The organism is Burkholderia sp. Bp8986, from assembly GCF_003854225.1.
In the GTDB taxonomy this organism is placed as follows: domain Bacteria; phylum Pseudomonadota; class Gammaproteobacteria; order Burkholderiales; family Burkholderiaceae; genus Burkholderia.
This window is the reverse complement of the sequence record NZ_QTQM01000006.1, coordinates 1-21,121: the sequence shown is the minus strand read 5'-3', so window position 1 is coordinate 21,121 and position 21,121 is coordinate 1. Positions and strand designations below refer to the sequence as shown.

The window sequence follows — 21,121 nt, the reverse complement described above, 5'->3', positions numbered from 1 at the left end:
CTTTCGTCCCTGCCTCTCGCCTCTCGCCTCTCGCCTCTCGCCTCTCGCCTCTCGCCTCTCGCCTCTCGCCTCTCGCCTCTCGCCTCTCGCTTCCCGCTTCCCGCTTCCCGCCTCCCGCCTCCCGCCTCCCGCCTCCCGCCTCCCGCCTCCCGCCTCCCGCCTCCCGCTTCCCGCCTCCCGCTTCCCACTTCCCGCCTCCCCGCCGCGCAGCCCGCCGCGACGCATGCACCATCGACGCGCATCGCGTCACGAAATCTTCATTCAATTCTCCGCACGCACTGCCGTTAAAGTCGGGCGTCCCGTCGTCTCGGCCGCCCCCCTCCATGCCCGCGCCCCATCCCGACTCGTCCGCCGCCCCGACCACCCGCCTGATCGCGGAACGCGCGCTCGCGGCCGTGTTCCAGCCGATCGTCGATCTCGGATCGGGCACGGTCGTCGGTTACGAAGGCCTGATCCGGGGCCCGCGCGGCACCGACCTCGAGCCGCCGGCCGCACTGTTCGCGCAGGCCGCCCGCGACGGCACGACCGTCGCGCTCGAACAGGCGGCCGCGCGCACCTGCCTCGACGCATTCGCGGCGCTCGGCTGCGACGGCAAGCTGTTCCTCAACTTCAGCGCGGGCACGATCCTGCAACTCGCGCGCGAACGCGAGCGCGCGCGGCAACTGCTCGTGCGCGCGCGGATCGGCGCCGAGCGCATCGTGATCGAGCTGACCGAGCAGACCGCGCTGCCGGACGTCGCACGCATCGGGCCGGCGGTCGCCTCGCTGCGCGACGCCGGCATCCAGTTCGCGCTCGACGACTACGGCACCGCGAACGCGAGCATGAACCTGTGGCTGCGCCTGCACCCGGATGTCGTGAAGATCGACCGCTTCTTCATCCACGACATCGCGCGCGATCCGCTCAAGTTCGAGGCGGTCAGGGCGATGCAGCACTTCGCGCAGGCAAGCGGCGCGCAACTGATCGCGGAAGGGATCGAGAACGAGTGCGACCTGCTCGTCGTGCGCGACATGGGCATCGGCTGCGTGCAGGGCTTCCTGCTCGGGCGGCCGGACGCGCAACCCTCGCCGGTCGTCGCGCCGGCCGCGCGCGACGCGATCCGCGCCCCGCACATCGCGGTGTTTCCCGGTGCGACCCGCGCCGTGCGGCCGGCCGGCACGATCGCGGCGAAGATGCTCGTCGCCGCGCCGGCGCTGCCGCGCGACGCGACCAGCAACGACGTGCTCGACCTGTTCAACCGGATGCCCGCGCTGCACGCGGTCGCGCTCGTCGAACGCGACCGGCCGGTCGCGCTCGTGAACCGGCGCGGCTTCATCGACCGCTTCGCGCTGCCGTACCACCGCGAGGTGTTCGGGAAGAAGCCGTGCCTGCAGTTCGCGAACGACGCGCCGCTGATGATCGACAACGCGACGACGGTCGAGCAGCTCGCGATGCTGCTCGCGAGCCACGACCAGCGCTACCTCGCGGACGGCTTCGTGATCACCGAACACGGCCGCTACGTCGGGCTCGGCACCGGCGAAAGCCTCGTGCGCGCGGTGACCGAAATGCGCATCGAGGCCGCGCGCTACGCGAATCCGCTGACGTTCCTGCCCGGCAACATCCCGATCAGCGCGCATATCGAGCGCCTGCTGGCGCGCGACGCCGGCTTCCACGCGTGCTACGTCGACCTGAACCAGTTCAAGCCGTTCAACGACCAGTACGGCTACTGGCAAGGCGACGAAGTGCTGAAGTTCGCGGCGACGGTGCTGGCCGGCGTGTGCGATCCGCAACGCGACTTTCTCGGACACGTCGGCGGCGACGATTTCCTCGTGCTGTTCCAGCGCGACGACTGGCACGCGCGCGCGGCCGACGCGATCGCGCGCTTCAACGACGGCGCGCAGCGCTTCTACACGCAGGCCGACCGGCTGGCGGGCGGGCTGCGCGGCGAGGACCGCTACGGCAACCCCGCGTTCTTCGGCTTCGTGACGATGGCGATCGGTGTGGTCGGCGTGCCGGCCGGCGCGAACGGCGCGATACGCTACGGCAGCGACGAGATCGCGTCGGTCGCGGCGCTCGCCAAGCGGCGCGCGAAACAGCAGCCGGGCGGGCTCGCGGTCGTCGATCTGGACGCGGGCCGCGCGGCGCTGCGCGATCGCGGCGAGCCGCCACTCGCGGCGGCAGGCTGAGTGGCGGCCCGTTGCCGGTCGCAGGCAGGTCGCCGGCCCGCCCGAGCGACGGTGCCGGTGCCGCGCCAGCCCGGCCGGGCCGCGCCCCGGCAACCGCCGGCCGATCGCCCCGCCGGCTCCGTTCACGCCGGGCAGCGGAACGTGCCGGACGCTCCACCTGCCGGCACCGCCACATTCCGCGCGATCACCTTGCCTTTTCCGCGTTTTGTTTAGTATTTTTAGTAACGGCGTTTTCGCAGATTAGCTCGCAAAAACCCGCTATTTCCGGGTATTCCCCGGTTATCCGGCCCGAATTAGGCGCCGCGTTTACTATACAATCGCCGTCACCCTAAACAAACCGGATCCCGAACGATGGGCACCACCATTCGCGACGTAGCGCGGGCGGCAGAGGTCTCGATCGGCACCGTCTCCCGCGCGCTGAAAAACCAGCCGGGCCTGTCCGAAGCCACGCGGGCGCGCATCGTCGAGATCGCGCAGCGGCTCGGCTACGACCCGGCCCAGTTGCGGCTGCGCATCCGCCGGCTCACCTTCCTGCTGCACCGCCAGCACAACCGCTTTCCCGCCAGCCCGTTCTTCTCGCACGTGCTGCACGGCGTCGAGGACGCGTGCCGCGAGCGCGGCATCGTGCCGACGCTGCTCACGGTCGGCCCGAACGACGACGTGCTGCGCCAGATGCGCCCGCACGCGCCCGACGCGATCGCGGTGGCCGGCTTCATCGAGCCCGAGACGATCGAGGCGCTCGCCGCGACCGGCCGGCCGCTCGTGCTGATCGACCTGTGGGCGCCCGGCCTGCGCTCGGTGAACATCGACAACGCGACGGGCGCGGCGCTCGCGATGCGCCACCTGCTCGCGATCGGCCGCTCGCGGATCGCGTTCATCGGCGGCTCGGCCGCGCACTACAGCATCGCGCAGCGCGCGATCGGCTACCGGCGCGCGTTCTTCGAGGCCGGGCGGCTGTTCGATCCCGCGTACGAAGTGACGATCGACGCCGGGCTCGACCCCGACACCGGCGCCGCGCGGGCGATGCAGCAGCTGCTCGACGCGCCGGGCCCGCGCCCGGACGCCGTGTTCGCGTACAACGACGCCGCCGCGCTGGCCGCGCAGCGCGTGTGCCTCGCGCGCGGCGTGCGGATTCCGGAAGACATCGCGATCGTCGGCTTCGACGACATCCCGGCCGCCGCGCACGCGAACCCGCCGCTCACGACGCTCGCCGTCGACAAGGAAGCGCTCGGCCGCCGCGGCGTCGAACTGCTGCTCGCGGAAGCCCCCGAGCGCACCGAGATCTCCCTGCCCGTCGAGCTGATCGTACGGGCCAGCAGCCAGCCCGCCGGCTCACCGGCGCTCGATACCGCCACGGTCACCGAATCATGAACATGCCCCCGGCCCAATCCCGCACGGCCACGCCGGCCAACCACACGCAAGCGGCACCGTTCGTCGCGAGCTTCCGCGATCCGTCGTTCCTGCTGTCGCACATCGAGGACACGCTGCGGTTCTACGCGACGAACGCGTTCGACCCGACGGGCGGCTTCCACCACTATTTCCGCGACGACGGCAGCGTCTACAACCGCACGTCGCGGCACCTGGTCAGCAGTTGCCGGTTCGTCTTCAACTACGCGATGGCGTACCGGCATTTCGGCGATCCGCGCCATCTCGACTACGCGCGCCACGGGCTGCGCTTCCTGCGCGACGCGCACTGGGACGAGGCGCTGCAAGGCTACGACTGGGAGCTCGACTGGCGCGACGGCACGAAGCACGCGACGCTCGACGGCACGCGCCATTGCTACGGGCTCGCGTTCGTGCTGCTGGCCGCCGCGCACGCGACGATGGCCGGCATCGACGAAGCGCGCGCGCTGATCGCGTCGACCTACGAGCTCGCCGAACACCGCTTCTGGGATGCGGCCGCCGGCCTCTACGCGGACGACGCGACGCCGAACTGGATCGTGTCGTCGTACCGCGGCCAGAACGCGAACATGCACATGACGGAAGCGCTGCTCGCGGCATACGAGGCGACCGGCCACCTCACCTACCTCGATCGCGCGGAAAAGCTCGCGACCCACATCACGCAGCGCCAGGCCGCGCTGTCGGGCGGCCTCGTGTGGGAGCACTACCACGCGGACTGGTCGGTCGACTGGGACTACAACAAGGAAGACAGCTCGAACATCTTCCGTCCGTGGGGCTTCCAGCCCGGGCACCAGACCGAATGGGCGAAGCTGCTGCTGATCCTGGAGCGGCACCGCCCGCTCGACTGGCTCGTGCCGCGCGCGGCCGAGCTGTTCGACGCGGCGCTCACGCACGCATGGGACGCCGATCATGGCGGCCTCTGCTACGGCTTCGGCCCCGACTTCACGATCTGCGACCACAACAAGTATTTCTGGGTGCAGGCGGAGACCTTCGCGGCGGCCGCGATGCTCGGCGCGCGCACCGGCAGCGAGCGTTTCTGGGATTGGTACGACGAGATCTGGCGCTACAGCTGGGCGCATTTCGTCGATCACCGCTACGGCGCGTGGTATCGGATCCTCACCTGCGACAACCGCAAGTACAGCGACGAGAAAAGCCCGGCCGGCAAGACCGACTATCACACGATGGGCGCGTGCTACGACGTGCTCGCGACCCTCGCGCGGGCGGCGCGCAGCGAGCCGACGCAATGAGCGGCGGCACCTTTCCGGCCTTCGTGTCGGCGGGCGACATCCTGACCGACATGGTGCGCGCAGGCGACGCGCAGTGGACCTCGGTGCCGGGCGGCGCCGGCTGGAACGTCGCGCGCGCGGTCGCGCGGCTCGGCCTGTCGAGCGCGCTCGCGGGCGCGATCGGCGAGGACTGCTTCTCCGACGTGCTGTGGCGCACCAGCGAGGCCGCCGGGCTCGACCTGCGCTTCCTGCAGCGGGTCCCGCGTGCGCCGCTGCTCGCGATCGTCCACGAGACGCGGCCGCCCGCGTACTTCTTCATCGGCGAAGCGAGCGCGGACCTCGCGTTCGACCCGGCGCGGCTGCCGGCCGGCTGGGCCGCTCACGTGAAATGGGCGCACTTCGGCTGCATCAGCCTGGTGCGCGAGCCGCTCGCGGGCACGCTCGTCGCGCTCGCGGCCGACCTGCACGCGCGCGGCGTGAAGATCAGCTTCGATCCGAACTACCGGAACCTGATGACGGCCGCGTACCGGCCGACGCTGGAGAAGATGGCCGCGCTCGCCGACCTGATCAAGGTCTCCGACGAGGACCTGCGCCACCTGTTCGGCGGCGACGGCCCCGACGCGGTCGCGGCGGTGCGCGCGCTGAATCCGCGCGCGGCCGTGCTCGTCACACGCGGCGCGCAGGCGGCGACGCTGTACGCGGACGGCGACGTGCTCGAGGCCAGCCCGCCGCGCGTCGAGGTGGTCGACACCGTCGGCGCCGGCGACGCGTCGATCGGCGGCATGCTGTTCAGCCTGATGGCCGCGCCGCAGCGGTCGTGGCGCGAGCATCTCGCGTTCGCGCTCGCGGCGGGCGCCGCCGCATGCCGGCACACGGGCGCGCACGCGCCGACGCTCGACGAGGTCGTCGCGCTGCTCGAAGGGTGACGGGATGATGACGGCGCGCTGATCGGTCGCCGATATGCGGCGCTGTACATGCTGCGCCGCAGTGCTACGATGAAGTGTCCTATTGCGGGAGAGGCACGATGGACACGAACACGTTCACGAAGGGCATCTACACGGCCAAGGCGCATACGCAGCACGCCGCCAACGGACAGTTCCAGGGCTACGTGATCCTCGCCCGGGACGACGGCGACGAGACGGAGAACGTGCGCTACGACGTCCACACGACGAGTCCGAGCGAGGAAGAGGCGTTCGACGAGGCGAAGGCGCTCGCGCACCGGATCCTCGGCGAAATCGAGCTGTAATGCGCGAGCTTCAATGCACGAGCCGTCATGCACGAACTACCCCGCGCCGAACCCGTCACGTGCGCGCCGCGGCCGGACCGCGACGCGCCGTCTTCGGCACGGCTCAGAGCAGCCGCGCCACCAGCGACACCAGCATCGTCAGCACCAGCGTCGACATGAACGGGAACGGATAACGCCGCCCGCCGAGCGTCAGCGTGACGTCGCCCGGCATCCGCCCGATGCCGAACTTGCCGAGCCACGGCCAGCAGCGCGTCAGGATCATCACCGCAACGAACGACGCCATGAACCAGCGCAGCATCCCGGTCTCCGCCGTCAGAGCGCGTGCGAGCGGTCGCCGCGCGCGAACGCGTCGAGCGTGCCGTCGATGCCGCGCGAGAACGCGATCACCTTGAACAGCTCGCCCATCTCGGCTTCCGAGATCAGCTTCTGCACCGCGTTCGCGGCCGGCAGGAACCGGTGGATGTCGGACGGATCGATCGCGGCGAGCGCGTCGGTGATGCCCGCGTTCAACAGGAAACGCGCCTGCGACGTGTAGCCGAGCAGGTCCGCGCCGGTCGCGACGCCCGCGTCGTAGATGCCGGTGAATTCGACGTGCGCGGTGATGTCCTGCAGGCCCGGGTAAAGGAATGCGTCGTCGTGCGCGTGGTGGCGGTAGTGGCACATCAGCGTGCCGCGGTCGCGCTGCGGGTGGTAGTACTCGTGCGCGGGGAAGCCGTAGTCGACCAGCAGCACCGCGCCGCGCCCGAGCATCGTGCACACGGTGCGCGTGAACGCCAGCGCGGCTTCATGTGTTTCGGTCACGTAGCCGTCGTCGACGTCGAGCGTCGCGAGCACCGGCGGCAGGCCGGCCGCGCCCACGGGCCGGTCGTCGAACACGAACGCGTGCCGCGCGTCGAGCGCGACGCCGCGCTCGCGCCACGCGCCGCCCGCCTTCGCAAAGAGGCGCACCGGCATCGCGTCGAGCACCTCGTTGCCGACCACGACGCCGTCGAAGCGCTCGGGCAGCGCGTCGAGCCAGCGTACTTTCCCCGCAAGCGCCGGCGCAGCCGCCGCGATCGTGTCGCGCTGCCGTTCGCGCAGTTCGCCGGACAGGTCGACGATCAGGTATTCGTCGAGCTCGACGCCGAGCGCATCGAGCGCCGCGAGCAGCCCGGCCGCGAGCTTGCCGGTGCCCGCGCCGAATTCCATCACGCGGCGCGTGCCGCTCGCCGCGAGCGCGTCGGCGACGGGATTCGCGAGCGTCTGCGCGAACAGCGGCGACAGCTCGGGGGCCGTCACGAAGTCGCTGCCGTCGTCGGCGCGGCGCCCGAACTTGCGCGCGCCGCCGCTGTAATAGCCGAGGCCGGGCGCGTACAGCGCGCGCTCCATGAAGCGATCGAACGGCAGCCAGCCGCCGGCCGCCGCGATCTCGTCGCGCAGTTGCGCGGCGAGGGTTTCGGACTGCGCGAGCGCGTCAGGGCCGGGAGCAGGTAAACTAGCGGGTTCGTGAGCTTTCGGGTTCATCCCGGCATTGTAAATGACCGTTTCAGCCGATACGTCGCCCCCGCGCATCGCGCTCGTCGCGGGCGCGCTGGGCAGCGCGGCCGACGCCGCGTCGCTCGGCCGTGCGCTCGCGACCGGATTCGCGCAGCGCGGCTGGGACGTCGCGCTGCAGCGCAGCCCCGGCGCGCCGCGCGCGGCTGGCGACGCGCTGGTCGCCGAAGTCGCCGCACTGGGCCGCCGCGCGGCCGTGCTCGATGCCGATCTGGCCCTGGAAGCCGATGCGGCCGCGCTCGTTGCCGCGTGCGGCGTGGCACTCGGCCGGCCCGCCTGTGCGGTGTTCGTGAGCGCTTGCGCCGGCACCGACGACGCGCATACCGTGGACGGCGCGTCGCTCGCCGGCGCGCTCGCGCGCAACGTGACGGCGCCGCTCGCGCTGGCCCGCGCGCTCGCCGACGCGACGCCCGATGCCGCGCGCGACGACGAATCGCTGCGCGCCTGCGCGATCCACGTGCTGGACCAGGCCCTGTTTCACCCGGCGCCGGCGCAGCTGTCGCACGCGCTGATGCAGGCCGCGCTGAACCGCGCGACCTCGGCGCTCGCGCTGGCGCTGGCGCCGAAGGTGCGCGTCGCGGCGCTCGTGCGCGGCCACGCGCCGCACGCGAACGACATCGCGGCGGCGGCCTGCTATCTCGCGAGCGCGCCCGGCGTCACGGGCGCGACGCTGACCGTCGACGGCGGCGAGCACCTGGTGCCGCCCGCCGCCGGCCCGAATGACTGAACTGCGCGGAGCGCGCGGCCCGACCGCCGCCGCCCGCGCCGCTTTGCGTGCACGCACGCCAATTTGACTGGGACGACCATGTTTTCCGCTCTCCTGCACCCCCGCCTCGCGGACTGCCGCAGGCTCTACCTGCGCGACTACGAGGTGCACATCAACATCGGGGCCTTCGAACACGAGAAGCGCGGCGAGCAGCGCGTCGTCATCAACATCGACCTGTTCGTGCCGCTCGCGCTGTCCACCCCCGTCGACGACCGGCTGCATGAAGTCGTCGACTACGACCTGATGAAGCAGAGCGTCGCGCAGTGCCTGGCGCGCGGCCACATCCACCTGCAGGAAACGCTGTGCGACGCGATCGCCGCGAACCTGCTGGCGCACGACAGCGTGCGCGCGGTACGCGTCTGTACCGAGAAACCGGACGCCTATCCGGACTGCGACGCCGTCGGCGTCGAAGTCTTTCGCATCAAGGACGAGGAGCGCGCATGAACGCCCCCCACATGAACCACACGGCGGCCGATGGCGCCGCCGCCGAAGCCACCGTCGCCGACACCGGCCGCCGCGCGCTGACGCGCCGCGAGCAGAAGGAAGCGTACGAGAACAACAAGCTGTTCAAGCGGATCGTGCGCCAGGTCGGCCAGGCGATCGGCGACTACAACATGATCGAGCAGGGCGACAAGGTGATGGTGTGCCTGTCGGGCGGCAAGGACAGCTACGCGATGCTCGACGTGCTGCTGCGCCTGCGCGAGCGCGCGCCGATCGACTTCGACATCGTCGCGGTCAACCTCGACCAGAAGCAGCCGGGCTTCCCCGAGCACGTGCTGCCCGAGTACCTGACGCAGGTCGGCGTGCCGTTCCACATCGAGAACCAGGACACCTACAGCATCGTCAAGCGGCTCGTGCCCGAAGGCAAGACGACCTGCTCGCTGTGCTCGCGGCTGCGCCGCGGGATCCTGTACCGCGTGGCGGGCGAGCTCGGCGCGACCAAGATCGCGCTCGGCCACCACCGTGACGACATCCTGCAAACCTTGCTGCTCAACATGTTCTACGGCGGCAAGCTGAAGGGGATGCCGCCGAAGCTGCAGTCGGACGACGGCCGGAACGTCGTGATCCGCCCGCTCGCGTACGTGAAGGAAACCGATCTCGAGAAATACGCGGAGCTGCGCGAATTCCCGATCATCCCGTGCAACCTGTGCGGCAGCCAGCCGAACCTGAAGCGCGCGGAAATGAAGGCGCTGATCCGCGAATGGGACAAGCGCTTCCCGGGCCGCGTCGACAACATGTTCAGCGCGCTCGCGAACGTCGTGCCGTCGCACCTGATGGATACGACCCAGTTCCCGTTCGCGTCGCTGCGCGCGACCGGAGAAGCCGATCCGCAGGGCGACATCGCGTTCGACGAGGAGCCGTGCGCGTCCGGCGAAGACACCGCCGTGCCGGGTGCCGCGAAACCGATCTCGATCGTCCAGTTCGACGACCTGTAAGCAGGGTCCGAACATCGCCGGAACGGGGCCCAGCGTGCCCTGTTCCGGCACTGTCGCCCGGTCGCGACAGGCCAGGAATGCCAGGGGCCGCATGCTAAAATGGACGGCTACGAACTCCTCTGACAAGCTGGCGCCATGAATATCGTGATTTTGGCGGCAGGCACCGGCAAGCGCATGCGTTCCGCGCTGCCGAAAGTGCTCCATCCCCTGGCCGGCAGGCCGCTCCTCTCCCACGTCATCGCCACCGCGCGCACGCTGCAGCCGTCGCGGCTCGTCGTCGTCGTCGGTCATGGCGCCGAGCAGGTCCAGGCCGCCGTCGCCGCGCCCGACGTCCAGTTCGCGGTACAAGCCGAGCAGCTCGGCACCGGCCACGCGGTGCGCCAGGCGCTGCCGCTGCTCGATCCCGCGCAACCGACGCTGGTGCTGTACGGCGACGTGCCGCTCACCCGCGCGTCGACGCTGCGGCGTCTGGTCGACGCCGCGCGCGAGGGCCGCTACGGGATTCTGACGGTCACGCTCGACGATCCGACCGGCTACGGCCGCATCGTGCGCGACGCGTCCGGCTTCGTCACGCGCATCGTCGAGCAGAAGGATGCGTCGCCCGAGCAACTGAAGATCGCCGAGATCAACACCGGCATCATCGTCACGCCGACGGCCCAGCTGTCGATGTGGCTCGGCGCGCTGAAGAACGAGAACGCGCAGGGCGAGTACTACCTGACCGACGTCGTCGAACTCGCGATCGAGGCCGGCTTCGAGATCGTCACGGCGCAGCCCGACGAGGACTGGGAAACGCTCGGCGTGAACAGCAAGGCGCAGCTCGCGGAACTCGAGCGCATCCATCAGCGCAACGTCGCCGATGCGCTGCTCGTCGACGGCGTCACGCTCGCCGATCCGGCGCGCCTCGACGTGCGCGGCACGCTCCGGTGCGGCCGCGACGTGTCGATCGACGTGAACTGCGTGTTCGAAGGCAACGTGACGCTCGCCGACAACGTGACGATCGGCGCGAACTGCGTGATCCGCAACGCGTCGATCGGCGCGGGCACGCGCATCGACGCGTTCACGCACATCGACGGCGCCGAACTCGGCGCGCACACCGTGATCGGCCCGTACGCGCGGCTGCGCCCGGGCGCGCAGCTCGCGGACGAAGCGCACGTCGGCAACTTCGTCGAGGTGAAGAACGCGGTGATCGGCCACGGTTCGAAGGCGAACCACCTGACCTACATCGGCGACGCCGACATCGGCGCGCGCGTGAACATCGGCGCCGGCACGATCACCTGCAACTACGACGGCGCGAACAAGTTCCGCACCGTGATCGAGGACGACGTGTTCGTCGGCTCGGACACGCAGCTCGTCGCGCCGGTGCGCGTCGGCCGCGGCGTGACGATCGCGGCCGGCACGACGATCTGGAAGGACGTCGCCGAGGGCGTCCTCGCCTTGAACGAGAAGACGCAGACCGCGAAAAGCGGCTACGTCCGACCGGTCAAGAAGAAGAGCTGAACCTTTTGCGGGCGCCCGAACGGCGCCCGCGTCGACTTACAGGATTGACCATTCATGTGCGGCATTGTCGGCGCAGTTGCGCAGCGTAATATCGTTCCGGTGCTGATCGAAGGATTGCGGCGCCTCGAATACCGTGGCTACGACTCGTGCGGCGTCGCCGTGCTCGAGCCGGACGCACCGAAGCGCGCGCGCAGCGTCGCGCGCGTCGCCGATCTCGACGCGCAGGTGCAGGAATCGCACCTCGCAGGCACGACCGGCGTCGCGCACACGCGCTGGGCGACGCACGGTGCGCCCGTCACGCACAACGCGCACCCGATCTTCTCGTCGAACGCGCTCGCGCTGGTGCACAACGGCATCATCGAGAACTTCGAGACGCTGCGCGACGCGCTGCGCGCGAAGGGCTACGAATTCGTGTCGCAGACCGACACCGAAGTGATCGCGCACCTCGTGCACAGCCTGTATCGCGGCGACCTGTTCGAGGCCGTGCGCGAAGCCGTGCAGCAGCTGCACGGCGCGTATGCGATCGCGGTGACCCACAAGGACCAGCCGCACATCGTCGTCGGCGCGCGCCAGGGTTCGCCGCTCGTCGTCGGCCACGGCGACGGCGAGAACTTCCTCGCCTCCGACGCACTGGCGCTGGCCGGCAGCACCGACCATTTCACGTTCCTCGAGGAAGGCGACATGTGCGAGCTGTCGCTCGACGGCGTGAAGATCGTCGACCGCCACGGCGCGCTCGCGCAGCGCGAGATCCGCGTGGTCAGCGCATACGGCGGCGCGGTCGAGCTGGGCCCGTATCGCCACTTCATGCAGAAGGAAATCTTCGAGCAGCCGCGCGCGATCAGCGACACGGTGCCGCAAACCGAAGCGTTCGACGCAACGCTGTTCGGCGACGCGGCGCCCGCCGCGTTCGCGGACATCGACAGCCTGCTGATCCTCGCGTGCGGCACGAGCTACTACTCGGGCCTCACCGCGAAGTACTGGCTCGAATCGATCGCGAAGATTCCGACCCAGGTCGAGATCGCGAGCGAATACCGCTATCGCGAATCGGTGCCGAACCCGCGCCAGCTCGTGCTGGTGATCTCGCAGTCGGGCGAGACGGCAGACACGCTCGCCGCGCTCAAGCACGCGCAGTCTCTCGGCCACACGCATACGCTCGCGGTCTGCAACGTCGCGACGAGCGCGATGGTGCGCCTCACCGAGATGCAGTTCCTCACGCACGCGGGCACCGAGATCGGCGTCGCGTCGACCAAGGCGTTCACGACCCAGCTCGTCGCGCTGTTCGTGCTGGCCGCGACGCTCGGCAAGCTGCGCGGGCACGTCGACGCCGCGCAGGAAGCGCAATTCCTGAAGGAGCTGCGCCACCTGCCGGCCGCGCTGAACAGCGTGCTCGCGCTCGAGCCGCAGATCATCGCGTGGTCGGAGGAATTCGCGCGCAAGGAAAACGCGCTGTTCCTCGGCCGCGGGCTGCACTACCCGATCGCGCTCGAAGGCGCGCTGAAGCTGAAGGAAATCTCGTACATCCACGCCGAGGCCTATCCGGCCGGCGAACTGAAGCACGGCCCGCTCGCGCTCGTCACGGAAGCGATGCCGGTCGTCACGGTCGCGCCGAACGACACGCTGCTCGAGAAGCTGAAGTCGAACATGCAGGAAGTGCGCGCGCGCGGCGGCGAGCTGTACGTGTTCGCGGATGCCGACACGCAGATCGTCAACGACGACGGCCTGCACGTGATCCGGATGCCGGAACACTACGGCCAGCTGTCGCCGATCCTGCACGTCGTGCCGCTGCAGCTGCTCGCATATCACACCGCGTGCGCGCGCGGCACCGACGTCGACAAGCCGCGCAACCTCGCGAAGTCGGTGACGGTGGAGTAAGCAATCGGCGCAGCGCAGTCCGGCGCGCCGGCGAGACTGACGGAGAGACCATGGTAAGACTGTTTGGATGCGGATTGCTGGCGCTGAGCTTCGCGTCGACGGGCTGGGCGACCGAGCACTACGTCGAAGTCTGGAACCCGCCCGAGGCGCGCGTGCCGGCGGCACGTACGCCGCCCCCGCGCGCGGCCGCCGACGCGCACGCCGGCAACAAGACCGCGGAAAAGCACGCGAGCGTGCAGCCGAAGGTCGCCGTCAAGCCGCACAAGCGCCGCGTCGCACAAGCCGTGAAAGCCGCGCCGCATCGACCGACCGCCGCGACGGTCGATGCGCCGGCCGCACCGCGCCCCGTCGCGCAGCCCGCGCCGGGCCGGCTCACCGTGATGCAGCCGACCGTGCCCGACACGCCGCACGCACTCAAATTCTCCGATATCCCACGGCAATACACGCCGGACGGCAACGTGCTGCGTGTCGGCGCGAGCCGCCGTTCCGCGGAGGTGACGCGATAATGGAAGCGCAGACCTATCACGGCTACCAGATCTGGGGCCATTCGATCCTGCAGCAAGACGAAATCCTGCAGCCCGAGCGCTTCGCGGCGAGCGGCACGATCACGCAGAACAACCGGCTCGTCGAAGCGTCAGGCGTGCTCGGCGTGTTCGATACCGAGGACGAAGCGCGCGAAGCGGGGCTCGAATGGGCCCGCGCGTGGATCGACAGCCATCGCTGAACGGAGCGCGAACCGTCAACGCAAGTAACAAGGGGCGTCCACGACGCCCCTTTTTGCATTCGGCCCCGCCCGCTCAGGCGACGGGCCGCGGCGGCGGCACGACCGTCCGCGGCCGGCCGACGAGCCGCGCCAGCACGACGATCGCAACCAGCGTGACCAGGTACGCGGCGATCTGGATCCCCGCCGGACGCGCGGTATAGCCGATCAACGTATGCAGCGCCTTGCCGACGATGCTCGTTTCCTTGAGCAGCCACGAGGTATCCCAGACCGCGTCGCCCCACGACGGCACGAGGCCCGCGGCAAGCAGGAAGCCGACGCACTGGCTCGCCATCCCCGCCGCGAGCAGCACGATCAGCGCATTGGTGACGGAAAACAGGCGCTTGAGCGGAATCTGCAGCAGGCCCGCATACATCGCATAGCCGAGCCCGGCGCCACCCAGCACGCCGAGCAGCCCGCCGACGATCATCTGCGGCGTCTGTCCCGGATCGCCCGCCGCGATGCCGTACAGGAACAGCACGGCCTCGGAGCCTTCGCGCAATACCGCGACGCCGACCACGATCGCGAGCCCCGTGAGCGGCCGGCTGCCGGCCGCGACGGCCCGCCCGACCTCGCCCATGTGCAGCGCCATCTCGCGGCCGTGGCGGCTCATCCAGATGCAATGCCACGCGAGCATCAGCGTCGCGACGAACATCACGCCCGCGTTGAAGACTTCCTGCCCCATGCCGGATGCCCACTGCGAGATCACGTCGGCGAACGCGGCGATCAGGCCGGCGCCGATCACGCCGCCGACGAGCCCGCCGCCGACCCACCAGCCGCGCCGCGGCACGCCCTTCGTGGCGGCCATCACGATCGAGACCACCAGCGCGGCCTCGAGCACTTCACGAAAGACGATCAGGGCAGTAGACAGCATGGCGATATCCGCTTACTTGACGGTCAGGTGCGTCTTCGACTGCGCTTCGTGATACTCGTCGTGGAACTCGTAGGTGCCGGCCTTCAGCGGCCCGACGAGGATCTCGACCGACTTGCCGGCCGGCACGACCTTCTCTGCCTTGAAATCGTCGCTTTCGAATTCCGCGGGCGTCGCGTCGAGATTCTTCACGACGAACTTCACCTTCTTGCCGGCCGGAATCGTCACGCCGTCGGGCGAGAACTTGTGGTCCTTCAGGGTCAGGTTGACGACGTCGTCGGCAGCGAAGGCGGACGATGCCGATACGCCCAGCAGGGCCAGTGCGAAACCGAAAGCGAAGCGATTCATATGGGTAACGAAATGAAATATCGAGGGGGAACCGATAGTAAGATCGATTCGCATTTCCCTCTCGAAGTACCCTTACTGATGGCATGGGCATCGGGCGTCGTCGACGCGACACGCACCTTTTCGTGCAAGGCTCCGCCAGATTTCGCCGACAATGCGCGACCGTCAATCGGGAAAAATTCCGACTGACGTACATCGGCGCATCACGATTCGTCTGACTTATGCTTTACAAATAGCTTTCGCGATGCCGAACGCGACGAATCGCTTGACCTTCCCACCATGGCAAGCTTCATGCTGGCGACGTTTGTGAATCGCCACCCAACCCAGGAGAACACGATGGAATTCGAAGTCCAGGACATGACCTGCGGCGGCTGCGCCAACGCCATCACGCGTGCCGTGACGGCAGCCGACCCCGCTGCGAAGCTCGACATCGACGTGGCCGCGAAGACGGTCAAGGTCGAATCGGCGCAAGGCGCCGAACGCGTGCAGTCGATCATCGAAGCCGCGGGCTTCCACCCGGCGCTGCGCACGGCCTGACGCGCGCATGCGCAGCACGGGCGCGGCGCCCGTCGGCACCGCGCCCGCACACCGGCCGCGTCAGCGCAGCCGGATCAGCGTCGACTTCAGTTCGGTGTACTTCTCGAGCGCATGCAGCGACTTGTCGCGGCCGTTGCCCGACTGCTTGTAGCCGCCGAACGGGAAGTTCATGTCGCCGCCTTCGTCGTAGCAGTTCACCCACACCGTGCCCGCCCGCAGCCGGCGCGACACGTCGTGCGCGGTCGTCAGGTCCGACGTCCACACCGCCGCCGCGAGCCCGTACTCGGTATCGTTCGCGATCCGCACCGCCTCGTCGACATCGTCGAACACGATCACCGACAGCACGGGACCGAAGATCTCCTCGCGCGCGATCTTCGCATCGGGCTTCACCTCGAACACCGTCGGCTCGACGTAGAAGCCGCCCGTCTCCGCCTTCACGCGCGCACCGCCCGTGACGAGCGTGCCTTCCTTGCGCCCGGCGTCGATGTAGCCGAGCACGCGCTCGAGCTGGATGCCGTCGACGATCGCGCCCATCGATACCGACGGATCGAGCGGGTTGCCCGGCACGTACGCACGCGCGGCCGCGACCAGCTTCTCGATGAACGCGTCCTTGATGTCGCGATGCACGAGCAGGCGCGAGCCGGCCGTGCACATCTCGCCCATGTTGTAGAAGATCGCGCCGGCCGCGGCCTGCGCGGCGCGGTCGAGATCCGGGCAATCGGGCAGCACGATGTTCGGCGACTTGCCGCCGAGTTCGAGCCATGCGCGCTTCAGGTTCGACTGCGCGGCGTACTGCATGATCAGCTTGCCGACTGCCGTGGAGCCGGTGAACGCGATGCAGTCGACGTCGCGATGCAGCGCGAGCAGCCTGCCCGGTTCGCCCGCGCCCGGCACGACGTTGAACACGCCGGCCGGGATGCCGGCCTCGTAGGCGAGCTGCGCGACGCGGATCGCGGTCAGCGGCGATTTCTCCGACGGTTTCAGCACGACGCTGTTGCCGGCCGCGAGCGCCGGGCCGAACTTCCATGCGGCCATCAGGATCGGGAAGTTCCACGGCACGACGGCCGCGACCACGCCGACCGGCTCGCGCGTGACGAGGCCGACGAGATGATGGTCGGCCGGCGCGACTTCGCCGCCGACCTTGTCGATCGCCTCGGCGAACCACTCGACGCAATACGCGGCGCCCGGCACGTCGACCGTCGTCGTGTCGCCGATCGGCTTGCCGGCGTCGAGCGTCTCGAGCAGCGACAGTTCGTCGAGATGCTCGCGCATCAGTGCGGCCCAGCGCAGCAGCACGGCCTTGCGCGCGCGCGGGTTCAGTCCGGCCCACACGCCGGCGTCGAACGCGCGGCGGGCGGCCGCGACGGCGGCGTTCACGTCGGCCTCGCCGCAATCGGCCACCTTCGCGAGCACGCGGCCGTCGATCGGGCTCACGCAGTCGAACGTCTTGCCGCCGTGCGCGTCGCGCGACGCGCCGTCGATGAATGCGCGCCCCTCGATCTCGAGCGACGCCGCCTTGTCCTGCCAGTCAGCCAAAGTCAACTTGTTCATTCAGGATGCCTCAACGGTTGTGGCATTCGCGCTGCGGCACGCCGTGCAACGGCAACGCTGCCGGCGGTGGCGAATGCGGTGATGCGCGGTCAGAAGGTGGCCGGCGAATTGGCCGACACGACCTCGCAGAGCTGTTCCGCGCTGGGATTGCGAAAACGGTGCGGCAAACGGCTTTCGAAGTAGTAGCCGTCTCCGGGGTCGAGCAGCCAGGTCGCGCCGTCGACGGTGAGCTCGAGCCGACCCGACACGACCACGCCACCCTCGTGCCCCGCGTGCACGAGCATCTCGGGCCCCGTATCGGCGAGCGGCTGGTAGACCTCGCGCATGATGCACATGTTGCGGTCCTTCACGCCCGCGCCGACGAGGTGAAACGCGAGCGCGTCGTTGCCGAGGTTCGGCATCTCGTCACGTCGCGACACGACCGAGCGCGATTCGACCAGCTCGAACGTGAAGAACTCCGCGAGACTCATCGGGATGCATTCGAGCAGTTTCTTCAGCGAGCCGACCGACGGGCTCACGCGCCCCTGTTCGATCAGCGAGATCGTGCCGTTGGTCACGCCGGCCCGCTTCGCGAGTTCGCGCTGCGACAGGCCATGCTTGTTGCGCACGAAACGCAGGCGCTCGGCGACTTCGGTGGACATCGATTCGGTTTCGGACACGATAGAAGTGCGGTGAAAAAGTGAAACGACGCGTTGGACAGCGTTGAGCAGCCGTTGAATATTCTAATCACTTTATGCCACACATCAGCGGGGAAAACCCTGAAAGGCGTTCGAAATAATGAACACCCCGCGCGTCATTCCATTTACGAATATTTTGTTCGCAATGCCTCGGGAAAGCCCTGACACGAGACCGTCAAAAAACATTTGACGCCGTTTTTGGCTCGTATATGCTGGCTCTCAGGTCAGCGTCATTGGCCATTCATCGGCACCGAAAAACGTTATTGCAACGTAAAAATTGATGCCCATCAATGTAAATGACGCAGGCCGGGCACCTTGATTATTTTAAACGCCTCGCGCGCCGAAACGATCAGGTGTTCAATACTTTCAACAAACCAGTCGAGTGTAATCGTGAGAGTCCGTGGCCCTCTGGTGAGGTGGGATCGAGGCGATGTGCGAAGTTTGCGCAGCGCTGCTCCCGCTTCCGATGGCAGTTGCGGCTGGCATAGTCCTCGCCTGCTGCATCTGTCGATCTACACCATCCTGTCCCGTCGTTCCGTTCGCCGTCACAACGCCGTTTCCGCACGCGCGTTCGTGGCCGTCGATACCGACGAAGTCGCGTCGCTGCTGCCATAGCGCCTCTCCTCCTTTTCTCGTCGTTCGTTTCAACTGCCTGTTCGTCAGCCGCGTCGTCTGCGCGGTGACGGAACGCGTTCGCGCATTCATTGCCGCGTCGCACGGCACGACGAAACGAACGATGGCCTGACCGTCGCGCGCAGCGCGGATCGCCATGCGAACCCGTTGCGCCCATTCACCAGCGGCCTTGCGCGCTTCGCGAGGCTGCGGGGCCGTGTCGCGCCTGCATTTTGCGGTTTTCCCGCGTGATGCACGCAACGGTCCTACGGACAACTGATTGACGTCATGGAAAGGAAACCCCTCGTCGGCATCACCGCCGACTTCACGCAGATCGGCGCACATGCGTCGCACACGGTCGGCGACAAGTACGTCGCGGCGATCGTCGACGGCGCACACGCGCTCGCGATGGTGCTGCCCGCGCTCGGCGATCGCCAGTCGGTCGACGACGTGCTCTCAACGGTCGACGGCCTGTTGTTTACCGGCAGCTATTCGAACGTCGAGCCGCACCTGTATGGCGGCGAGCCGAGCGCGCCCGGCACGAAGCACGATCCCGCACGCGACGCGACGACGCTGCCGCTGCTGCGCGCGGCGATCGTCGCGGGCGTGCCCGTGCTGGCCGTGTGCCGCGGCTTCCAGGAGCTGAACGTCGTTTGCGGCGGCACGCTGCATCAGCGCGTGCACGACGTGCCGGGCCTCGCCGATCACCGCGAGGACGACGACGCGCCGATGGACACGCAATACGGCCCCGCGCACGTCGTGCGCCTGACGCCCGGCGGCGTGCTGCACACGCTCGCCGGCGGCCGCGACGACGTGCACGTGAACTCGCTGCACAAGCAGGGCATCGCGCAGCTCGGTTCCGGCCTCGCCGTCGAAGCCGTCGCGCCGGACGGCCTGATCGAGGCCGTCAGCGTCGTCGATGCCCCGGCCTTCGCCCTCGCCGTGCAGTGGCACCCGGAATGGCGGCATGCGCATGACCCGCTGTCGAGCGCGATCTTCCGCGCCTTCGGCGACGCCTGCCGCGCGCGCCGCGACGCCCGCACACGTGCCACGGCCGCCGCCGCGCTCGCCTGAGCGCGCCGACCCACATAACGAGAACAGACATGCAAGACATCGAAGACTTTCTGAAGCAGCACCGGATCACCGAGATCGAAGCGATCATTCCCGACATGGCCGGCATCGCGCGCGGCAAGATCACGCCGCGCAACAAGTTCACGTCCGGCGAATCGATGCGGCTGCCGCAGGCCGTGATGGTGCAGACCGTCACCGGCGACTATCCGGAAGACGGCTCGCTGACCGGCGTGACCGATCCCGACATGGTGTGCGTGCCCGACACGTCGACCATTCGCCTGATCCCGTGGGCCGTCGATCCGACCGCGCAGGTGATCCACGATTGCGTGCACTTCGACGGCTCGCCGGTCGAGATCTCGCCGCGCTACGTGCTGCGCCGCGTGCTCGACCTCTACAAGGCGAAGGGCTGGAAGCCGGTCGTCGCGCCGGAGCTCGAGTTCTACCTGGTCGACATGAACAAGGACCCGGACCTGCCGCTGCGTCCGCCGGTCGGCCGCACGGGCCGCCCCGAAACGGGCCGCCAGTCGTATTCGATCGAGGCGGTCAACGAGTTCGACCCGCTGTTCGAGGACATCTACGAGTACTGCGAAGCGCAGAACCTCGACATCGACACGCTGATCCACGAAGTCGGCGCCGCGCAGATGGAGATCAACTTCATGCACGGCGACGCGCTGTCGCTGGCCGACCAGGTGTTCCTGTTCAAGCGCACGGTGCGCGAGGCCGCGTTGCGCCACAACATGTACTCGACCTTCATGGCCAAGCCGATGGAAAACGAGCCGGGCTCGGCGATGCACGTGCACCAGAGCATCGTCGACGAGGAAACGGGCCGCAACCTGTTCACGTCGCCGGAAACGGGCGGCGCGACCTCGCTGTTCTACAACTACCTCGCGGGGCTGCAGAAGTACACGCCCGCCTTGATGCCGATCTTCGCGCCGTACATCAACTCGTATCGCCGGCTGTCGCGCTTCATGGCCGCGCCGATCAACGTGCAGTGGGGCTACGACAACCGCACGGTCGGCTTCCGCATCCCGCACTCGGGCCCGGCCGCGCGCCGCATCGAGAACCGGATTCCGGGCGTCGACTGCAACCCGTACCTCGCGCTCGCGGCGACGCTCGCGGCCGGCTATCTCGGCATGACGCAGCGTCTCGAGCCGACCGAACCGCTCGTCAGCGACGGCTACGAGCTGCCGTACCAGCTGCCGCGCAACCTCGAGGAAGGGCTCACGCTGATGGCCGCGTGCGAGCCGCTCGGCGAGATTCTCGGCCACAAGTTCCTGAAGGCGTATTTCGCGCTGAAGGAAACCGAATACGAAGCGTTCTTCCGCGTGATCAGTTCGTGGGAACGCCGCCATCTGCTGCTGCACGTCTGAGCGTGCGCACGACCGAATACGGAATCACGGAGGAAACATGACGTACCGCAACGAATCTGCCTGGATCCAGCCGGCCGCGCCGGCCACCGCACCGCGCACGACGCAGGCACGCTCGACCGCCGAATACCGCGCGCTCGACGCCGCGCATCACATCCATCCGTTCTCGGACATGGGTGCGCTCAATCGCG

General features: G+C 68.7%; 22 protein-coding genes and 1 pseudogene. 17 read left to right on the top strand and 6 right to left on the bottom strand.

The genetic code is table 11. The annotated features are described in order from the left end of the window. Positions 1-323 precede the first annotated feature (323 nt). The 5 genes from DID99_RS08270 to DID99_RS08250 all read left to right on the top strand — a co-directional run bounded on the left by DID99_RS08270 (position 324) and on the right by DID99_RS08250 (position 6,035). A complete protein-coding gene (locus DID99_RS08270; protein WP_124666481.1) occupies positions 324-2,162 on the top strand; it encodes a phosphodiesterase in 1,839 nt (612 codons plus the stop codon). 351 nt (positions 2,163-2,513) lie between these two features. Next, positions 2,514-3,533 (top strand): LacI family DNA-binding transcriptional regulator, encoded by a 1,020-nt coding sequence (locus DID99_RS08265; RefSeq protein WP_124666480.1) that lies wholly within the window; start codon positions 2,514-2,516, stop codon positions 3,531-3,533. Continuing rightward, positions 3,530-4,810 carry an AGE family epimerase/isomerase gene (locus DID99_RS08260; protein ID WP_124571765.1) on the top strand — a complete coding sequence of 427 codons (1,281 nt, stop codon included), beginning with the start codon at positions 3,530-3,532 and terminating at the stop codon, positions 4,808-4,810. The genes DID99_RS08265 and DID99_RS08260 overlap by 4 nt, the downstream gene beginning before the upstream one ends. Then, positions 4,807-5,715 (top strand): carbohydrate kinase, encoded by a 909-nt coding sequence (locus DID99_RS08255; RefSeq protein WP_124666479.1) that lies wholly within the window; start codon positions 4,807-4,809, stop codon positions 5,713-5,715. Before DID99_RS08260 ends, DID99_RS08255 begins: the two co-directional genes overlap by 4 nt. A 98-nt stretch (positions 5,716-5,813) precedes the next feature. Next, positions 5,814-6,035, top strand: a complete 222-nt coding sequence (locus DID99_RS08250) for a hypothetical protein (RefSeq protein WP_044849082.1) — start codon at positions 5,814-5,816, stop codon at positions 6,033-6,035. Positions 6,036-6,138: 103 nt separating this feature from the next. Here DID99_RS08250 and DID99_RS08245 read toward each other — a convergent pair whose 3' ends face one another. Together DID99_RS08245 and DID99_RS08240 are read right to left on the bottom strand one after the other, a co-directional pair. Continuing rightward, positions 6,139-6,333, bottom strand: a complete 195-nt coding sequence (locus tag DID99_RS08245) for a DUF2905 domain-containing protein (RefSeq protein WP_124486620.1) — start codon at positions 6,331-6,333, stop codon at positions 6,139-6,141. Positions 6,334-6,347: 14 nt separating this feature from the next. Continuing rightward, positions 6,348-7,538 carry a class I SAM-dependent methyltransferase gene (locus DID99_RS08240; protein WP_124571763.1) on the bottom strand — a complete coding sequence of 397 codons (1,191 nt, stop codon included), beginning with the start codon at positions 7,536-7,538 and terminating at the stop codon, positions 6,348-6,350. A gap of 13 nt (positions 7,539-7,551) precedes the next feature. Here DID99_RS08240 and DID99_RS08235 point away from each other — a divergent pair, with 13 nt between their 5' ends. The 7 genes from DID99_RS08235 (at position 7,552) to DID99_RS08205 (ending at position 13,863) form a co-directional block, all read left to right on the top strand. Further along, positions 7,552-8,295: an SDR family oxidoreductase gene (locus DID99_RS08235; RefSeq protein ID WP_124571762.1), complete on the top strand. Its 744-nt coding sequence runs from the start codon at positions 7,552-7,554 to the stop codon at positions 8,293-8,295. 78 nt (positions 8,296-8,373) lie between these two features. Continuing rightward, on the top strand, positions 8,374-8,778 hold the full coding sequence (locus DID99_RS08230) for a dihydroneopterin aldolase (protein ID WP_124486622.1): 405 nt from the start codon (positions 8,374-8,376) through the stop codon (positions 8,776-8,778). Continuing rightward, positions 8,775-9,770, top strand: coding sequence for a tRNA 2-thiocytidine(32) synthetase TtcA (ttcA, locus tag DID99_RS08225; RefSeq protein ID WP_124666478.1), 996 nt, complete (start codon positions 8,775-8,777; stop codon positions 9,768-9,770). The genes DID99_RS08230 and ttcA overlap by 4 nt, the downstream gene beginning before the upstream one ends. A gap of 135 nt (positions 9,771-9,905) precedes the next feature. Further along, positions 9,906-11,267, top strand: a complete 1,362-nt coding sequence (gene glmU / locus DID99_RS08220; RefSeq protein WP_124666477.1) for a bifunctional UDP-N-acetylglucosamine diphosphorylase/glucosamine-1-phosphate N-acetyltransferase GlmU — start codon at positions 9,906-9,908, stop codon at positions 11,265-11,267. Positions 11,268-11,321: 54 nt separating this feature from the next. Further along, entirely contained in the window at positions 11,322-13,139 is a 1,818-nt protein-coding gene (gene glmS, locus DID99_RS08215; RefSeq protein WP_124520615.1) for a glutamine--fructose-6-phosphate transaminase (isomerizing), read from the top strand. Between the two features lie 50 nt (positions 13,140-13,189). Further along, on the top strand, positions 13,190-13,645 hold the full coding sequence (locus DID99_RS08210; protein ID WP_124520614.1) for a hypothetical protein: 456 nt from the start codon (positions 13,190-13,192) through the stop codon (positions 13,643-13,645). Beyond that, on the top strand, positions 13,645-13,863 hold the full coding sequence (locus DID99_RS08205; protein ID WP_040142345.1) for a hypothetical protein: 219 nt from the start codon (positions 13,645-13,647) through the stop codon (positions 13,861-13,863). The genes DID99_RS08210 and DID99_RS08205 overlap by 1 nt, the downstream gene beginning before the upstream one ends. A gap of 73 nt (positions 13,864-13,936) precedes the next feature. Here the strand turns inward: DID99_RS08205 and DID99_RS08200 are convergent, their stop codons facing one another. After that, complete coding sequence (locus DID99_RS08200) at positions 13,937-14,773, bottom strand: FTR1 family protein (protein ID WP_044849093.1); 837 nt, start codon at positions 14,771-14,773, stop codon at positions 13,937-13,939. Between the two features lie 12 nt (positions 14,774-14,785). After that, positions 14,786-15,118 carry a cupredoxin domain-containing protein gene (locus tag DID99_RS08195; RefSeq protein WP_124520613.1) on the bottom strand — a complete coding sequence of 111 codons (333 nt, stop codon included), beginning with the start codon at positions 15,116-15,118 and terminating at the stop codon, positions 14,786-14,788. 333 nt (positions 15,119-15,451) lie between these two features. Here DID99_RS08195 and DID99_RS08185 point away from each other — a divergent pair, with 333 nt between their 5' ends. Beyond that, positions 15,452-15,652 carry a heavy-metal-associated domain-containing protein gene (locus DID99_RS08185; RefSeq protein ID WP_044849094.1) on the top strand — a complete coding sequence of 67 codons (201 nt, stop codon included), beginning with the start codon at positions 15,452-15,454 and terminating at the stop codon, positions 15,650-15,652. Positions 15,653-15,712: 60 nt separating this feature from the next. Here the strand turns inward: DID99_RS08185 and DID99_RS08180 are convergent, their stop codons facing one another. Together DID99_RS08180 and DID99_RS08175 are read right to left on the bottom strand one after the other, a co-directional pair. After that, entirely contained in the window at positions 15,713-17,203 is a 1,491-nt protein-coding gene (locus DID99_RS08180) for an aldehyde dehydrogenase (RefSeq protein WP_124666476.1), read from the bottom strand. An 89-nt stretch (positions 17,204-17,292) separates the two neighbouring features. Beyond that, positions 17,293-17,844, bottom strand: coding sequence for a cupin domain-containing protein (locus DID99_RS08175; RefSeq protein ID WP_044849101.1), 552 nt, complete (start codon positions 17,842-17,844; stop codon positions 17,293-17,295). Positions 17,845-18,312: 468 nt separating this feature from the next. Here DID99_RS08175 and DID99_RS37780 point away from each other — a divergent pair, with 468 nt between their 5' ends. The 4 genes and pseudogenes from DID99_RS37780 to DID99_RS08155 all read left to right on the top strand — a co-directional run. After that, positions 18,313-18,495, top strand: a complete 183-nt coding sequence (locus DID99_RS37780; RefSeq protein ID WP_006402789.1) for a hypothetical protein — start codon at positions 18,313-18,315, stop codon at positions 18,493-18,495. A gap of 285 nt (positions 18,496-18,780) precedes the next feature. Next, positions 18,781-19,566: a gamma-glutamyl-gamma-aminobutyrate hydrolase family protein gene (locus DID99_RS08165; RefSeq protein WP_124486629.1), complete on the top strand. Its 786-nt coding sequence runs from the start codon at positions 18,781-18,783 to the stop codon at positions 19,564-19,566. Positions 19,567-19,595: 29 nt separating this feature from the next. Continuing rightward, entirely contained in the window at positions 19,596-20,933 is a 1,338-nt protein-coding gene (locus tag DID99_RS08160; protein ID WP_044849097.1) for a glutamine synthetase family protein, read from the top strand. A 37-nt stretch (positions 20,934-20,970) separates the two neighbouring features. Next, positions 20,971-21,121 (top strand): annotated as a pseudogene (locus DID99_RS08155) (aspartate aminotransferase family protein); the annotation flags it as partial.